Genomic DNA, 14,496 nt, shown 5'->3' on the forward strand with positions numbered 1-14,496 from the left:
AGGTAAAGTTGGGTGGGTTAGAAAGCTTCTTGATGGAAGATAAAAGCTTAGACAGTTAGGATTATTGCTCGTGAAGACTCATGAGATCCGGGAACGGTTTACCCAGCACTTCGTCAATTCTGGTCACGAGGTTGTCCCCAGCGCCTCTTTGATCCTGGATGACCCTAACCTGCTTTTCGTTAACGCGGGCATGGTGCCCTTCAAGCCCTATTTCTTGGGCCAGCAGACCCCACCATTTTCGCAAGGCCTTGCCACCTCTATCCAGAAGTGCGTGCGCACCTTGGATATCGAGGAGGTGGGCATTACCACCCGCCACAACACCTTCTTCCAAATGGCGGGCAACTTCTCCTTTGGTCAGTACTTCAAGGAAGGCGCCATTTCCAATGCATGGAACCTGCTGACCAAAGACGTAGAAGACGGCGGGTTTGGCCTGGATCCGGAGCGCCTGTGGGTCACCGTGTACCTCGATGATGATGAGGCAGCGGAAATCTGGCGCGATAAGATCGGCGTGCCAGAAGAGCGCATCCAGCGCCTAGGCATGGAAGATAACTACTGGTCCATGGGCGTGCCGGGGCCGTGTGGCCCCTGCTCGGAAATCTATTACGATCGCGGCCCCGAATACGGCAAGGACGGCGGCCCGATTGCGGACGATAACCGTTACATGGAGATCTGGAACCTCGTGTTCATGCAAAATGAGCGCGGCGAGGGAACCGGAAAGGGCGATTTTGAGATCGTCGGCGAGCTGCCGAAGAAAAACATCGATACCGGCTTGGGCATCGAGCGCGTCGCCTGCCTCTTGCAGGGTGTAGACAACGTTTACGAGACCGACCTGCTGCGCCCGGTCATTGACGTCGCCGAGGAGCTTACCGGCGCCACCTACGGCGAGAAGGCAACGCAGCAGGAAAATATCCGCTTCCGCGTGGTGGCTGACCACTCCCGCACCGGCATGATGCTCATCTTGGATGGTGTTACCCCAGGAAACGAGGGTAGGGGCTATATCCTGCGCCGCTTGCTGCGCCGCATCATTCGCTCAGCAAAGCTGCTGGGTGCCGAGGGCGCTACCATGGAGCGCTTCATGAATACCGTCATGGATACCATGACCCCGTCCTATCCAGAGATTGCGGATAACCGCGAGCGAATCCTGCGCGTGGCCATCAACGAGGAAAAGGCGTTTTTGAAGACGCTGGAGTCTGGCACCAAGCTTTTCGATGAAGCCGTGGAGGACCTGCGCTCCACCCACCGCGCCAAGACCCAAAAGGTGCTCTCCGGTGACAAGGCCTTCGAGCTGCACGATACCTACGGTTTCCCCATCGACCTCACCCTGGAAATGGCGCAAGAGGCCGGCCTTGACGTGGACATGGACGGCTTTAATGCCGCCATGGGCGAGCAGCGCCGCCGCGCCAAGGCCGATAACCAGGCCAAGAAGCACGGTCACACCGACCTCTCCTTGTACCGCGACTGGGTGGATAATAACCCCACCGTATTCACCGGCTATGAGGAACTGGTCTCGGGTGCCAACGTCATCGGGCTGGTCAAAGATGGCCAAAAGGTCAACGAGGTACACGAGGGCGATGAGGTTGAGGTCATTTTGGACCACTCGCCGCTCTACGCTGAGTCCGGTGGACAGATGGCTGACCGCGGCCGCATTTCCGCGGGCGAATCCCTCTTGGAGGTCAATGACGTCCAGAAGATTGGCAAGAAGCTGTGGGTACACAAGGCTTCCGTTACCGCCGGTGGGCTCGACCTGGGCATGTCCGTTGAGGCTTCCGTAGATGAGAAGTGGCGCCACGGTGCGACCCAGGCCCACTCGGCTACCCACCTCATCCACGCGGCCCTGCGGCAGGTGCTGGGACCCACCGCAGTGCAGGCGGGCTCCCTGAACCGCCCGGGCTACCTGCGCTTTGACTTCAACTACACCGAGCAGTTGAGCCAGGAACAAATGGAAGAAATCGCGCTTATTACCAACCAGGCGATCGATTCCAATATGGCCGTCAACACCATTGAGACCTCGCTGGAAGAGGCCAAGGCGATGGGCGCCATGGCCCTGTTCGGTGAAAACTACGGCAACCAGGTGCGCGTGGTGGAAATCGGCGGACCATTTTCCATCGAGCTCTGCGGCGGTACCCACGTGGGTTCCTCGGCAGAAATTGGACTGGTTTCCGTGCTTGGCGAGTCCTCGGTGGGCTCCGGCGCCCGCCGCATTGAGGCCTACTCCGGCATGGATGCCTTCCGGTACTACTCCAAGGAAACCGCGCTGGTAGAGGGCGTATCCCGCGAGCTAAAGGTGCAGTCTGAGGAACTTCCGGAGCGGATTTCGCAGCTTTCGGAGCGGCTCAAGGCGGCCGAAAAGGAAATTGAGGGCCTGCGCAAGGCGCAACTGACCGCGCGCGCCTCTGAAATCATCGACTCGGCTACCGAGGTCAATGGCATCAAGACCATTACGCTCCAGCTTCCCGATGGCACCTCGGGCGGCGACCTGCGGACCGTGGCCACCGATATCCGCAACCGCATGAAGGATACGGCCGCGGTCATCGTGCTCGGCGCGGTGGATAAGGGCAAGTTCCCGTTCATTGCCGCCGCTACGGGCAAGGCGGTGGACGAGGGCGTGAAAGCTGGGGACATCGTCAAGCGCCTTGGCGAATACGTCAACGGCCGCGGCGGCGGCAAGCCAGACATGGCGCAGGGCTCTGGTACCGCGCCGGAAGGTGCGCAGCGGGGCTTTGAGGCCGTCAAGGATCTGTTGCAGTCGCGATAAGGATTCATTGTGGCAAAGGTTGAACCAGATTCCCCCGGAGTGGATGACCCAGGCGAGGGCCGCCGATTAGCACTCGACGTGGGCACAGTGCGAATTGGCGTCGCGGCATCCAACCGCGAGGCCACCCTCGCTACCCCTGTGGAAACCGTTCCCAGGAAGACCGGCTTCAAAGACCGCGATCAAGAAGACATTGATCGAATTCTCGAGCTTATTGAGGCATATTCCGCGGTAGAAGTCATTGTTGGTTTGCCGCGTGATTTACACGGAAATGGGTCAAAAAGTGTAAAACACGCGAAAGAAATTGCGTTTCGGATTCGACGCCGCTTGAATCAAGATGAAAATATAGATAAAGTTCCACCACCGGTACGCTTGGCTGATGAACGTTTGACGACGGTAGCGGCAACCACCGCGCTGCGCGCGTCCGGCGTGTCCGAAAAGAAGGGCAGAAAAATCATTGACCAAGCTGCAGCGGTGGAAATACTACAGTCCTGGCTGGATGGGCGTGCTAACGCGCTCCGCTCGGATGATGCAGTAGCCCAGCCTTCAAACTCAGGAGACTAAACACGTGAGCCGTAACCAACAACGCCTCGGGCGATCGATGGATGATAAGTACGTCAAGCGGCGCCAGCGCGGCATCGCCGTGGTGGTCGCATCCGTCATCGTCATTCTAGGAGCTCTGATCTACATCGGAGTACGCATCGGCACTTCTTCGGCCGACTACGAAGGGGCCGGAAACGGCACCACGCAATTGGTGGAGGTCCCCGAAGGATCCTCCATGTCCGAGCTGGGACCCACGCTCGTGGAAAAGAATGTGGTCAAGACCCAAGAGGCATTCGACTCCGCGGCATCGATGAACCACAGCGCCAGCCAGATTCAACCTGGCTTCTACCGGCTGCAAGAAGAAATGAGCGCGGCGAATGCGGTAGAGGCGTTGCTTGATGAAAACAACCGCGTGGACATGCTTGAGGTTCAAGGCGGTGCGACCTTGGAGGACGTCAAGGTCGTCGGCGGTGACGTGCGCTTCGGTATCTACTCCTTGATTTCCCAAGTCAGCTGCGATGACGGCAATTGCTTGGAGAAGGAAGAGCTGGAAAAGGCGGCGGCAGAAACCGATCCTAAGGAGCTCGGCGCACCGGATTGGGCACTGGATGCCATTAAGAAACGCGGCAATGACCCGAAGCGTATTGAGGGCCTTATTGCCCCTGGCCAGTACGTTCTGGACCCGAATATGAGCGCCAAGGACATCCTGAAGGATCTCATTACCCGCTCTGCCAAGCGTTATGAGGAAACCGATATCGAAAACCGCGCCAAGGCCATTGGGCTTTCGCCGTACGAGCTTTTGACCTCTGCCTCCTTGGTGGAGCGTGAGGCACCCGCCGGCGAATTCGACAAGGTAGCCCGCGTTATCCTGAACCGCTTGGACGAGCCCATGCGCCTCGAGTTCGACTCCACCGTGAACTACGGTCTGGAGGATGTCGAGCTGGCCACCACCGATGAGGCGCGTGGTGAGAAGACTCCGTGGAATACCTACGCTAAGGAAGGCCTTCCGGATACCCCGATTTCCTCGCCTTCTGATGAGGCAATCCGCGCGATGGAAGAACCTGCCGATGGTAACTGGAAGTTCTTCGTCACCGTGGATAAGGACGGCACCACCGTGTTCTCCGATACCTACGATGAGCACCTGGACCGTGTGGACGATGCTATCCGCTCCGGCGTCCTTGACTCTCAGCGCGAGGGTGAGGGAGCAGGAGCCGGCAACGGCGATGCCGCCTCGGACCAACCGGCTGAGTAGGCACTAGGCCGCAGCCAGAAAGGTAGACGCTCTCCATGCCGCGCGCCGCAGTACTCGGTAGCCCCATCGCACACTCGTTATCGCCTATCCTGCACAACGCGGGGTATACCGCAGTGGGGCTCAAGGAGTGGTCCTATACCCGCTTTGAGGTGACGGCCGATACCCTTGCCCCATTCTTGGAAGAATGCGGCCCCGAGTACCGCGGCTTTTCCGTGACCATGCCCGGTAAGTTCGCCGCGCTCGAGGTAGCAGAGGAACAAAGTGATAGGGCACGGCTTATCGGGTCCGCCAATACCTTGGTGCGCACCGAACATGGGTGGCGCGCGGATAATACCGATACCGAGGGCGTGCGCGGCGCCCTGCAAGAACTCATTGGGCTCCGCCCAGTCTCCCAGGCGCTTATCATCGGCGCGGGCGGAACCTCCCGCCCGGCGCTGTGGGCGCTGGCAGAACGCGGGATCGATCAGGTCACCATCTTGAACCGTTCCAACCGCCAAGCGGAGCTGCAGCCCTTGGCCGAGCGGCTCGGGCTCAATTTGCAGTATGCAACCTTTGACGATGACCTCGAGGACCTTTCCCGCTCCGCGGATTTGATTATTTCCACCGTGCCTTCGGCTGCGTTGGAGGATTATCGCTTCCAGCTTGCCCACGCCCCAGTGCTCGATGTGATCTATCACCCGTGGCCTACGACGCTCGCCGCCTGCGCCGCCGCGAATGGCTACTTCACCGTGGGTGGGCACGTCATGCTGGCGCATCAAGCGTTTAGCCAATTTGAGCAATTCACCGGGCTTTCCGCACCGCGCGAAGAAATGGTCGCGGCCCTGCAGGAAGAGCTTCGCCTGCGCAACCTCTAAGCACGCTGGGGATACGCCCATGTGCGCCGCCTTGCCATGAAGAGTGGCAAAGCGGCGCTTAGCCTTATGCCATGGGGATTTTCGGGGGAATACTTTATGGCCTGTGGGCAGCCGCCTTGTGCTGGTGGGATATTCGCGAGCGGCGCTTGCCCGATGCACTGACCATCCCCGTTGGGGTGTTATCGGTCACCTTTGCCACTTGGGGTGGGTTAGCCTGGCCATTGCTATACCTCCTAGTGGCGCTTTGTGGCGCCGGCATCGGCGGGGGAGATATTAAATTGGCCCTGCCGCTGGGCATGCTCGTTAGTGCCACGGCAGGCCCACTGGGGGTTATTATCGCCTGCGGCGGTTCCGCTGTACTCACGCTGCTCGCAAGCGGCATCGCGCGGGCCAAGGGCGGTGTGCCCCACGGGCCCTCGATGGTGCTATCGGCTGGGCTGGTTATGGCCGCGTATCCCCTCTTTGAGGGGTGAGGCGAATATATTGGGGTGCCTAGTTGCTCCGTGTGCATAGGTGCCGTGCGATAATACCCGCATGCTTCGTTGGACTACCGCTGGTGAATCCCACGGCCAGGCACTTATCTCCATGGTGGAGCACATGCCGGCCGGAGTACCCATTACCCGTGCTGAGATTTCTCATCAGCTGGCGCGGCGCCGCCTAGGATATGGCCGCGGTGCGCGCATGAAGTTCGAGGCCGATGAGGTTACGCTGCTCGGCGGCGTCCGCCATGGGCTGACGATTGGTAGCCCGATTGCCATCATGATCGGCAATACTGAATGGCCGAAATGGACCACCGTCATGTCCGCAGATCCCATCGATATGGAGGATGAGGACGTAGCAAAGGCGATGAATTCGGGCCGAGGTGCGCCCTTGCAGCGTCCGCGCCCAGGCCACGCCGATTTTGCGGGCATGGTGAAATATAACCACAGCGAGGCCCGACCCATCTTGGAGCGTTCTTCTGCGCGCGAGACCGCTGCGCGGGTTGCCGCCGCGACCGTAGCGCGGAACTTCCTGCGGGAAACGTTGGGCGTTGAGGTCTTTTCCCACGTGATTTCTATCGGCGCATCGCAGCCCTATGCCGGTCCTTCCCCCAGTTTTGCGGATATCGAGGACATCGATAACTCTCCGGTGCGCGCCTTTGGTAAGGATGCCGAATCTTCGATGATTTCAGAGATCGAAGCCGCAAAGAAGCAGGGAGATACCTTGGGCGGCATCGTCGAGGTAATCGTCGATGGCCTCCCCATTGGCCTCGGCTCACACATCTCGGGCGATGACCGCTTGGACGCACAGCTGGCTGGAGCATTGATGGGTATTCAGGCCATCAAGGGCGTAGAAATCGGCGATGGCTTCGATGAAGCGCGTCGACGCGGCTCCGAAGCCCACGATGAGATGGTCCGCACCGAGGATGGCGTAACTCGCCTGAGCAACCGGGCCGGCGGCTTGGAAGGCGGCATGACTAACGGGCAGCAATTGCGGGTCCGCGCCGCTATGAAACCGATTTCCACGGTGCCGCGCGCCTTGCAGACGATCGATATGGAAACCGGTGCCGATGCCACCGCAATTCACCAGCGCTCAGATGTTTGCGCCGTTCCGGCAGCAGGAGTTGTGGCTGAGGCCATGGTCTCACTCGTGCTAGCGCGCGCAGTTTTAGATAAATTTGGCGGGGATAGCTTGAGCGAGACCTGCCGTGCCATTGCTGCATATGAAGAATACGTTTCGCAGCGACTCGCCTTTAACCAGGAGTAAATGATGACAACGCCAACCGATGTAACGGGACAGCCACATCCTTGCGTCGTTTTGATTGGCCCGCCCGGGGCGGGAAAGTCCACGATTGGCCGCCGGCTTTCGCATGCGCTGAATTGCGATCTGGTGGATTCGGATCACCTAATTGAAATGGCCGAGGGAAAACCCTGCGGCGAGGTCTTTAGTGAGAAAGGCGAACCGGCGTTTCGCGAGCTCGAGGCCGAACATGTCGCTGAAGCCTTGCAGAAGGGTGGGGTAGTAAGCCTGGGCGGCGGCGCGGTGATGACGGCCTCCACGCGCGAGCTTCTGGAGCGCCACACCGTCGTCTTCCTCGATATTTCCGCAGAAGAAGGCGCGTGCCGCACGGCCGGCGACCGCAATCGCCCGGTGCTGGCGGCGGATAACCCGGTTGAACATTACCGGTCAATCGTGGAAACGCGCAGGCCTTTCTATCTTGAGGTGGCCGATTTTCGCGTACGCACGGATACTCGCTCCCCGCAGCAGGTCGTGGGCGATATCCTGGGCTTTTTAGAAACCCTCTAGCCGGGAACCCCACCCGCATCCCTGCAGGTTATCGCTGCGTAGAAAGGACAGTCCAATGCTCACCATCGCCGTTAACGGACCGAGCCCGTATGAGGTCCGCATCGGAGCGGGTCTTAGCGAAGATATCGCGCGGCGTTGTGCGGACACGGGTGCCGATAAGGCGGCGGTCATCTTCCAGCCTGCCCTGCGTACCGCCGCAGAAGAACTCGCGAAATCCGTAGAAGCGCAGGGCGTCACCCCCGTCTTGTGCGAGGTGCCGGATGCTGAGGCGGCCAAGCAACTGAGCGTGGTGGGAAACGTGTGGGACCGCCTTGGTGAGGCGGGTTTTAGCCGCAGCGATGTCGTCATCGGTGTAGGCGGCGGGGCAACTACGGATATGGCAGGCTTTGTCGCCGCCGGATGGATGCGCGGCATTAAGGTCATTCAGGTTCCTACGACCCTTCTCGCCATGGTTGATGCCGCGGTGGGCGGGAAAACCGGAATCAATACGAAGGTCGGGAAGAACCTCGTCGGCGCCTTCCACGAGCCGGATTCTGTATTCGTCGATCTGGAACGCCTAGACACCCTCCCACAGGCAGAAATCGTGGCTGGTTCCGCAGAGATCATTAAGACCGGGTTCATTCATGATCCGGTCATCGTGGAACGCTACGTGGAAAATCCAGGTGCTTGCCTTGACCCACGCGGTGTCCTGCCGGAATTGATTGAGCGTTCCATCGCGGTGAAGGCAGCGGTGGTGGGAGAAGACCTCAAGGAAGCCGGGCTGCGCGAGACCCTTAATTATGGGCATACCTTTGGCCACGCCATAGAAAGGCAAGAAAACTATGCGTGGCGCCACGGCAATGCGGTAGCCGTAGGCATGATGTTCATTGCCCACCTTTCCCACCAGCGAGGCCTGATAGATGCGGAACTCGTGGAATTGCACCGCAGCATCCTGACCAATATCGGCCTGCCTACGGCGTATCAACCCGGGAAATTCGCGGAATTATATGAGGCGATGACCCACGATAAGAAAAACCGCGACGGGAAGATCCGCTTCGTGGCGCTGACCGGAATCGGTGCGACGACGCGGATAGAGGGCCCCACGCGCGAAGAACTAGAAGCGGCGTATGCCGCCATTACGGAGTAGATATGAAAATCGTTGTTCTCAATGGCCCGAACTTAAATAGGTTGGGCAAGCGCCAACCGGACGTCTATGGTTCCACGACGCTAAGTGATGTCGAAGAACTGGTTTCCAAGCGTGCCGAGAAGCACGGGGCAGAGGTCGAGTTTTTCCAGTCGAATTTTGAAGGCGAGCTCATTGAGAAGGTCCACGAGGCCGCCGATGCCGGAAGTGCAGTCATCATTAACCCAGGTGGGCTGACGCATACCTCCGTTGCTCTGCGCGACGCCCTGGCAGAGATTGCCGATGGCGCCGGCTTCGTGGAGGTGCATATCTCCAACGTGCACGCCCGGGAGGAGTTTAGGCACCATTCTTATTTGAGCCCCATTGCCCGCGGCGTCGTCGCCGGTTTGGGAGTCTTTGGGTACTGCGCCGCGGTGGACTATCTATGCCAATAATCACCGGCCAGACCGATGCCCCTCGGGCGCAGATGGAAAGAAGGCATCGAACCTAGCCACCTGTGCCGCGGAAATAGTTATAGTGGAAGAATAAATTTTTAAGCTTCACTACGTTCCCGCAAAGGATGATTTTATGGCACTTGCAGATACCCGTTTCAGTGACCGCCGCCGGAAGCTAGCCGCCGAATTAGCCGGTCAGCGCATTGATGCGGTATTGGTAACCCACTTGATCCACGTCCGGTACCTGTCCGGATTTTCCGGTTCCAACGGCGGGATGCTGCTGCGCAAGGATCTCTCCGCGTTGATGGCTACCGATGGCCGCTATACCACCCAGATTGCCCAGGAAGTTCCGGATCTTGAGGCGGTCGAGGGCCGTTCTGTGGGCAAGGTGCTCCTACAGCAATTCGACAAGGATGAGACCCCGGTTCGCGTCGGCTTCGAAGCCGACTACATGTCCGTGTCGGAACTGGAAGATCTGAAGGATTCCGCACCGGATGGGGTCACCTTGGTGCCGATTTCTGGAATCATCGAGGACATCCGCATCACGAAGGATCCGGTAGAGCTAGAAAAGCTGGAGGAGATCGCGGCGCTTGCTAACCAGGCCTTGGAAGACCTTCTTGCCGCCGGCGAGCTGCGGGCGGGTCGCACGGAACGCGAAGTTGCCGCCGATCTGGAATTCCGCATGCGCATCCTAGGTTCCGAGCGAGTGAGCTTCGATACCATCGTGGCCTCTGGCCCGAACTCTGCCATGCCACACCACGGCGCGGACGATCGCGTGATCGAGGATGGGGACTTGGTTACCATCGATTTTGGCGCTCACCTGCGCGGATTTAACTCTGACTGCACCCGCACCTATGTCGTGGGTATGGCAAACGACTTTGCCAAGGAGATCTACGATGTGGTGCTGCGCGCCCAGCAGGCCGGCGTCGAGGCTGCGGTAGCGGGCACGTCGCTTTCCGATGTCGACGCCGCCTGCCGCAACGTTATCGCCGATGCCGGATACGGCGACTACTTCGTCCACTCCACCGGGCACGGCGTGGGCTTGGACGTGCATGAAGCACCCTTTGCCGCCACGACCGGTAAGGGCGAGCTGGCGCCAGGGATGACGCTGACCATCGAACCGGGCGTGTATGTGCCGGGCAAGGGCGGCGTGCGCATCGAAGATACGCTGATTATCACCGATGGAGCCCCGAAGATCATTACCGCCGCCTCCAAGGACTTTACTGAGCTGCCCGCATAGGTAGGCTTGGCCCCTGCGGCTCCTCCCTTTCTTGGGAAGAGATTTTAGGGGGTACCGGTGGCCTGCGGGTGCGGGCTATCCGGTAGGCTTATACTTTGCTTTCAACCTTTCAACCACAATATTCGGGAGTTTAACCGCAATGGCTGATACTACTGATTTCAAGAACGGACTCGTTCTCAAGATTGACAACAAGCTGATGCAGATCACCGAGTTTCAGCATGTTAAGCCGGGCAAGGGCCCAGCATTCGTGCGCACCAAGCTGAAGGACGTCGTCTCCGGAAAGACCGTGGACAAGACCTGGAACTCGGGTGTCAAGGTAGAAACCGCCACGGTGGACCGCCGCGACATGACCTACCTGTACAACGACGGCACCAGCTATGTCGTCATGGATGAAAAGACCTTCGAGCAGTTTGAGCTTTCGCCGGATAAGTTCGGCGATGCCGCACGTTTCCTGCTGGAAAACATGCGCGTGCAGGTCTCCTTCTACGAGGATGAGGCATTGTTCGCGGAGCTTCCTATCTCCGTCGACCTCAAGGTAGAGCACACCGAGCCAGGCCTGCAGGGTGACCGTTCCTCCGGCGGCACCAAGCCCGCCACGCTCGAGACCGGCGCCGAGATCCAGGTCCCGCTGTTCATTGAAATCGGCAATGTACTAAAGATCGATACCCGCACCAGCGAGTACCTGTCCCGCGTCAACAACTAGGGCCTTATCTTGTCTGATAACACTGCTAAGCGGGATATCAATCATAAACGGCATACCGCGCGCTACCGGGCGCGCCGGCGCGCAGCGGATATCCTCTATGAAGCGGAGAACCGGGACGTCGATCCCGTCGCCATTGTTGAGGATCGCGTTGCTTTGGCGCGCGAGGATCGCCACGCTGTAGCGCCCATCGCGGACTACACCAAGGTCATCGTCCAAGGCGTAGCAGAAGAGCTAGACGCTATCGATGACACGATCTCGCGTTACCTTTCCCAGAATTGGGAGTTGCACCGCATCCCCGCCGTCGACCGCGCTATCCTGCGCCTTTCGGTCTGGGAGCTATTGTTTAATCCGGATGTTCCCACCGCGACGGCCGTCGTGGAGGGCGTGGAGCTGGCCTCGCAGTATTCCCACGATCAAGCCGCACCGTATATCCACGCGGTCTTGGATGACGTCGCGCAATCTCGTTCCGAGCTAAGCCCGATGAATAACGGCGGCGATGAGGAAGAAAGCGACGCCGCGGGATCCGAAGACTCCCATGCGGACCCTGCGGCTTCGACGCACGCAGAGGCGCCAGGGGAGTCAGAGGAGCCCGAAGAGTCAGCCCCGGCTGCGGAAGCGGAAGCAGACGCGGAAGAGGAAAACTCCTAAATCAAACCGTTCCCCGTCTCCCGCTGCGCTATGCCGCGGGAGACAGCCGGTTCGCACGGCCCCAACCGTGGCGTTTGTACAATGATTGCCATGGGTAAATTTAAGATCAAAGATGCGCTCGACCTCCGCGCCGGAAAGACCTTTCAGCTTGCCGATGTCGATCCCACGGCGACTCCAGGATTCGATGGCTCAAAGTCTGACTTAGAAGACCGCTTCAAACACTATGACGATGAGCTCTATGATTTGCAGGAGCGCCTTTTTGCTAATGGCAGGGCGCATGCCGATGATGCACCCTCGCTTTTAGTAGTCCTGCAAGGAATGGATACCTCCGGCAAAGGCGGGGCCATTCGCCATGTCTTTTCCGTCTTTGATCCGCAGGGCACGAAGACCGTCGGTTTTGGCAAGCCGACGGAAGAGGAAATGAAACACGATTTCCTGTGGCGCATCCGCAAACACGATCCGGTTCCTGGGCAAGTCGTGGCCTTTGACCGGTCCCACTACGAAGACGTGCTGATTCAACGCGTGCACGAGTGGGGGGATGAGGAAGAGATCGACCGCCGCTTTGAGGCGATTCGTGAGTATGAGCAAGAGCTCGCCGGAAAGCGGGTAAAGATCTTGAAGGTCTTTTTGCACATCTCGCCGGAGTTCCAAAAGGAAAACCTCATTGAGCGGACCGAGCGCGAGGATAAGTACTGGAAGTACGATCCTTCAGATCTTGAAGAGCGCGGCTATTGGAATAAATACATGGCGGCCTATGAGGATGCCATCCGCCGGACGGATGAGCTTTGGGCGCCGTGGTTTGTTATCCCCACGGATAATAAGAAATACGCGCGCATGGCCTTGAAGTACCTCATTGTTGATGCACTGCGGCACCTGAACCTGTCGTGGCCTGCGCCCGAATTCGATCCGGAGGCAGAAAAGCAGCGCATCCTCGACGCGGACTAGGCACTAGCCGCGGCGCCTAGAGCCCAAGAGGGCAAGGCGCCCCAAAAATCCCCGCACCGTCGCCGCGCCCTAGCACGCGAATGCGCGAGGCGGGGCGAAACAAGTGCGGGGGAGAAGGCCTTAGGTAAGGCGGCTTAAGCGTTGTCGGACGGCGTGGAGTTTTCCTCGCTGCCGTTTCCGGCCTTCGCAGCGGTTTCAGATCCGAGCTTGGCCATTTCCTCGGCGGCAGACACCATGGCGTCCTGGCCGTTGATGACGGCGTCGACGGCCTTCTTCAAAGCGGTGGTAAGCTGCTCATCGGTCATTCCGGCGGCGGCGGGAATATCGCGCTCGGTGCGGACGACGAGCATATCGTCGTGCTCAGAAATAACGGCTCGCGCGCCGAATGCGACAGAGTTGATCTGGTTGGCAGCGAGGAAGAGCCCGGCATCGGCCTTGGAGAACGAGGCATCGGTTGGCACGTCGCAGCGCACGATGATAACGGAATCCAAGACCGCAAACATGGTGGGCAGGCCATTGAGGTTGGCGGTGGCGGCGTCGATTTCGCCTTCCACCTTGGTTAGCTCAATATCGAAGGTGCCCATGGCAGCAACGACGCGGTCCAGATCGACCTCGGGCAAATTGTTTTCGGTAGATGCGGTGGATGCATTAGTCATGGTTATGCTCCTCCCAGGTGACAAGCTGTGGGTAGTGCTCTTCAACAAAAGCCATGGACTGCAGCATGGAGTCCAAGGTGGACATCACGAAGGCACCGATCTGGTTGCGGGACAGGCCATGGGAAATGTTGATTTCGCGCACGCCGGAGACGGCCAGATTATTTTCGGACGATTCAAAAAAGCGCAGGGTCGGCGCGAAGTGCTGTTGGTTCCACTTGTTGAGAACCATGAGCAGTTGTGGGCCCTCCGAGGCTGGGGCATTACCGCGCCAGACGGAGTCCGCCACGAGGACATCGTCACGCACCTGCAGGGCAATAGCGATATTGGAAAAGCCGGTGCGCAGGATCTTTACCGTTTCACCTTCGCCGACGGTCTGTTCTTCTACGCGGTACTCGAGCTTTTCGGAGTCAAAAATCTCACCGATGCGCTCGAGGGTGACATCCTCAATGGGCGTATCGGGATACAGGGTTGGTTCTTCAGACACGTAAGTAGTCTCAATCCATGTACTAATCGGGGATAATGGTCAACCCTTTCTAGTTTACCTAACTACACCGGCGCTTTCTGGCAAGTGAGGATTGCGGCAGGTCTTGTTCACAGTCCGGCACGCGGACCGAAGTACGTGACTGGGGTTGCCCGCAAATCGTGGACACGTAGTAGAGCTACCTAGCGGTTAGGCAGCGATTTTTTCTTCGTTTCTGGTTTGGGTGATGTGATTTTCGAAATCGACAGGGCTGACCATCCCAAGGGCGGAGTGCCGGCGCCGACGGTTGTAGACTACTTCAATCCAGTAAGCCACAGCCTGACGCGCAGTATCGCGGGTTGGCCAGCGCTTCCGGTCGTAGAACTCGGTCTTAAGCGTCGACCAGAACGACTCGGCCATCGCGTTATCGAAACACACCCCAGTACGCCCCACAGACTGAGCAACCCCTAGGTTGCGGCACACCTCCCAGAGCTGCTCGCTGGTAAATTGTGTTCCCCGGTCGGCGTGAAACACCAGCCCCTCAGGAACATCACTACGCAGTGTATGTGCCATCCGCAGCGCTCGTTCGACCAGGTATGT

16 protein-coding genes are annotated in these 14,496 nt (G+C 59.0%); 13 read left to right on the top strand and 3 right to left on the bottom strand.

What is annotated here, in order from left to right; genetic code table 11:
- Positions 1-70 precede the first annotated feature (70 nt).
- The 13 genes from alaS (at position 71) to QP970_RS01290 (ending at position 12,780) form a co-directional block, all read left to right on the top strand.
- A complete protein-coding gene (alaS, locus tag QP970_RS01230) occupies positions 71-2,755 on the top strand; it encodes an alanine--tRNA ligase (RefSeq protein ID WP_284771485.1) in 2,685 nt (894 codons plus the stop codon).
- A gap of 9 nt (positions 2,756-2,764) precedes the next feature.
- Positions 2,765-3,316, top strand: coding sequence for a Holliday junction resolvase RuvX (gene ruvX / locus QP970_RS01235; RefSeq protein WP_284771486.1), 552 nt, complete (start codon positions 2,765-2,767; stop codon positions 3,314-3,316).
- A gap of 37 nt (positions 3,317-3,353) precedes the next feature.
- Positions 3,354-4,547, top strand: coding sequence for an endolytic transglycosylase MltG (mltG, locus tag QP970_RS01240; RefSeq protein WP_284771499.1), 1,194 nt, complete (start codon positions 3,354-3,356; stop codon positions 4,545-4,547).
- A gap of 35 nt (positions 4,548-4,582) precedes the next feature.
- Positions 4,583-5,401: a shikimate dehydrogenase gene (locus QP970_RS01245; RefSeq protein WP_284771487.1), complete on the top strand. Its 819-nt coding sequence runs from the start codon at positions 4,583-4,585 to the stop codon at positions 5,399-5,401.
- A 71-nt stretch (positions 5,402-5,472) separates the two neighbouring features.
- Positions 5,473-5,874, top strand: coding sequence for a prepilin peptidase (locus QP970_RS01250; RefSeq protein WP_284771488.1), 402 nt, complete (start codon positions 5,473-5,475; stop codon positions 5,872-5,874).
- 61 nt (positions 5,875-5,935) lie between these two features.
- Positions 5,936-7,147 (top strand): chorismate synthase, encoded by a 1,212-nt coding sequence (gene aroC, locus QP970_RS01255; protein ID WP_284771489.1) that lies wholly within the window; start codon positions 5,936-5,938, stop codon positions 7,145-7,147.
- Positions 7,148-7,687, top strand: a complete 540-nt coding sequence (locus QP970_RS01260) for a shikimate kinase (RefSeq protein ID WP_284869394.1) — start codon at positions 7,148-7,150, stop codon at positions 7,685-7,687.
- 55 nt (positions 7,688-7,742) lie between these two features.
- On the top strand, positions 7,743-8,813 hold the full coding sequence (gene aroB / locus QP970_RS01265) for a 3-dehydroquinate synthase (RefSeq protein WP_284771490.1): 1,071 nt from the start codon (positions 7,743-7,745) through the stop codon (positions 8,811-8,813).
- Positions 8,814-8,815: 2 nt separating this feature from the next.
- Positions 8,816-9,244 (top strand): type II 3-dehydroquinate dehydratase, encoded by a 429-nt coding sequence (aroQ, locus tag QP970_RS01270; RefSeq protein WP_284771491.1) that lies wholly within the window; start codon positions 8,816-8,818, stop codon positions 9,242-9,244.
- A 133-nt stretch (positions 9,245-9,377) separates the two neighbouring features.
- Positions 9,378-10,484, top strand: coding sequence for an aminopeptidase P family protein (locus QP970_RS01275; protein WP_284771492.1), 1,107 nt, complete (start codon positions 9,378-9,380; stop codon positions 10,482-10,484).
- A gap of 139 nt (positions 10,485-10,623) precedes the next feature.
- Positions 10,624-11,187: an elongation factor P gene (gene efp, locus QP970_RS01280; protein ID WP_284869395.1), complete on the top strand. Its 564-nt coding sequence runs from the start codon at positions 10,624-10,626 to the stop codon at positions 11,185-11,187.
- 9 nt (positions 11,188-11,196) lie between these two features.
- Positions 11,197-11,835 carry a transcription antitermination factor NusB gene (gene nusB / locus QP970_RS01285; protein WP_284771493.1) on the top strand — a complete coding sequence of 213 codons (639 nt, stop codon included), beginning with the start codon at positions 11,197-11,199 and terminating at the stop codon, positions 11,833-11,835.
- A gap of 90 nt (positions 11,836-11,925) precedes the next feature.
- Positions 11,926-12,780 carry a PPK2 family polyphosphate kinase gene (locus QP970_RS01290; protein ID WP_284849660.1) on the top strand — a complete coding sequence of 285 codons (855 nt, stop codon included), beginning with the start codon at positions 11,926-11,928 and terminating at the stop codon, positions 12,778-12,780.
- Between the two features lie 134 nt (positions 12,781-12,914).
- Here QP970_RS01290 and QP970_RS01295 read toward each other — a convergent pair whose 3' ends face one another.
- The 3 genes from QP970_RS01295 to QP970_RS01305 all read right to left on the bottom strand — a co-directional run.
- Positions 12,915-13,436: a YbjN domain-containing protein gene (locus tag QP970_RS01295; RefSeq protein ID WP_284771495.1), complete on the bottom strand. Its 522-nt coding sequence runs from the start codon at positions 13,434-13,436 to the stop codon at positions 12,915-12,917.
- Positions 13,429-13,920 (bottom strand): YbjN domain-containing protein, encoded by a 492-nt coding sequence (locus QP970_RS01300; protein WP_005283185.1) that lies wholly within the window; start codon positions 13,918-13,920, stop codon positions 13,429-13,431. The genes QP970_RS01295 and QP970_RS01300 overlap by 8 nt, the downstream gene beginning before the upstream one ends.
- Before the next feature lie 186 nt (positions 13,921-14,106).
- The coding region (locus tag QP970_RS01305; RefSeq protein WP_502870056.1) for an integrase core domain-containing protein at positions 14,107-14,496 on the bottom strand (390 nt) is incomplete at its 5' end.

The organism is Corynebacterium sp. MSK073, assembly GCF_030232085.1.
Lineage (GTDB): Bacteria > Actinomycetota > Actinomycetes > Mycobacteriales > Mycobacteriaceae > Corynebacterium.

Coding starts and splice junctions, on each gene's coding strand:
- mltG (WP_284771499.1), top strand. CDS start 3,354: ATGGATGATAAGTACGTCAAGCGGCGCCAGCGCGGCATCGCCGTGGTG.
- QP970_RS01245 (WP_284771487.1), top strand. CDS start 4,583: ATGCCGCGCGCCGCAGTACTCGGTAGCCCCATCGCACACTCGTTATCG.
- QP970_RS01250 (WP_284771488.1), top strand. CDS start 5,473: ATGGGGATTTTCGGGGGAATACTTTATGGCCTGTGGGCAGCCGCCTTG.
- aroC (WP_284771489.1), top strand. CDS start 5,936: ATGCTTCGTTGGACTACCGCTGGTGAATCCCACGGCCAGGCACTTATC.
- QP970_RS01260 (WP_284869394.1), top strand. CDS start 7,148: ATGATGACAACGCCAACCGATGTAACGGGACAGCCACATCCTTGCGTC.
- aroB (WP_284771490.1), top strand. CDS start 7,743: ATGCTCACCATCGCCGTTAACGGACCGAGCCCGTATGAGGTCCGCATC.
- aroQ (WP_284771491.1), top strand. CDS start 8,816: ATGAAAATCGTTGTTCTCAATGGCCCGAACTTAAATAGGTTGGGCAAG.
- QP970_RS01275 (WP_284771492.1), top strand. CDS start 9,378: ATGGCACTTGCAGATACCCGTTTCAGTGACCGCCGCCGGAAGCTAGCC.
- efp (WP_284869395.1), top strand. CDS start 10,624: ATGGCTGATACTACTGATTTCAAGAACGGACTCGTTCTCAAGATTGAC.
- QP970_RS01290 (WP_284849660.1), top strand. CDS start 11,926: ATGGGTAAATTTAAGATCAAAGATGCGCTCGACCTCCGCGCCGGAAAG.
- QP970_RS01295 (WP_284771495.1), bottom strand. CDS start 13,436: ATGACTAATGCATCCACCGCATCTACCGAAAACAATTTGCCCGAGGTC.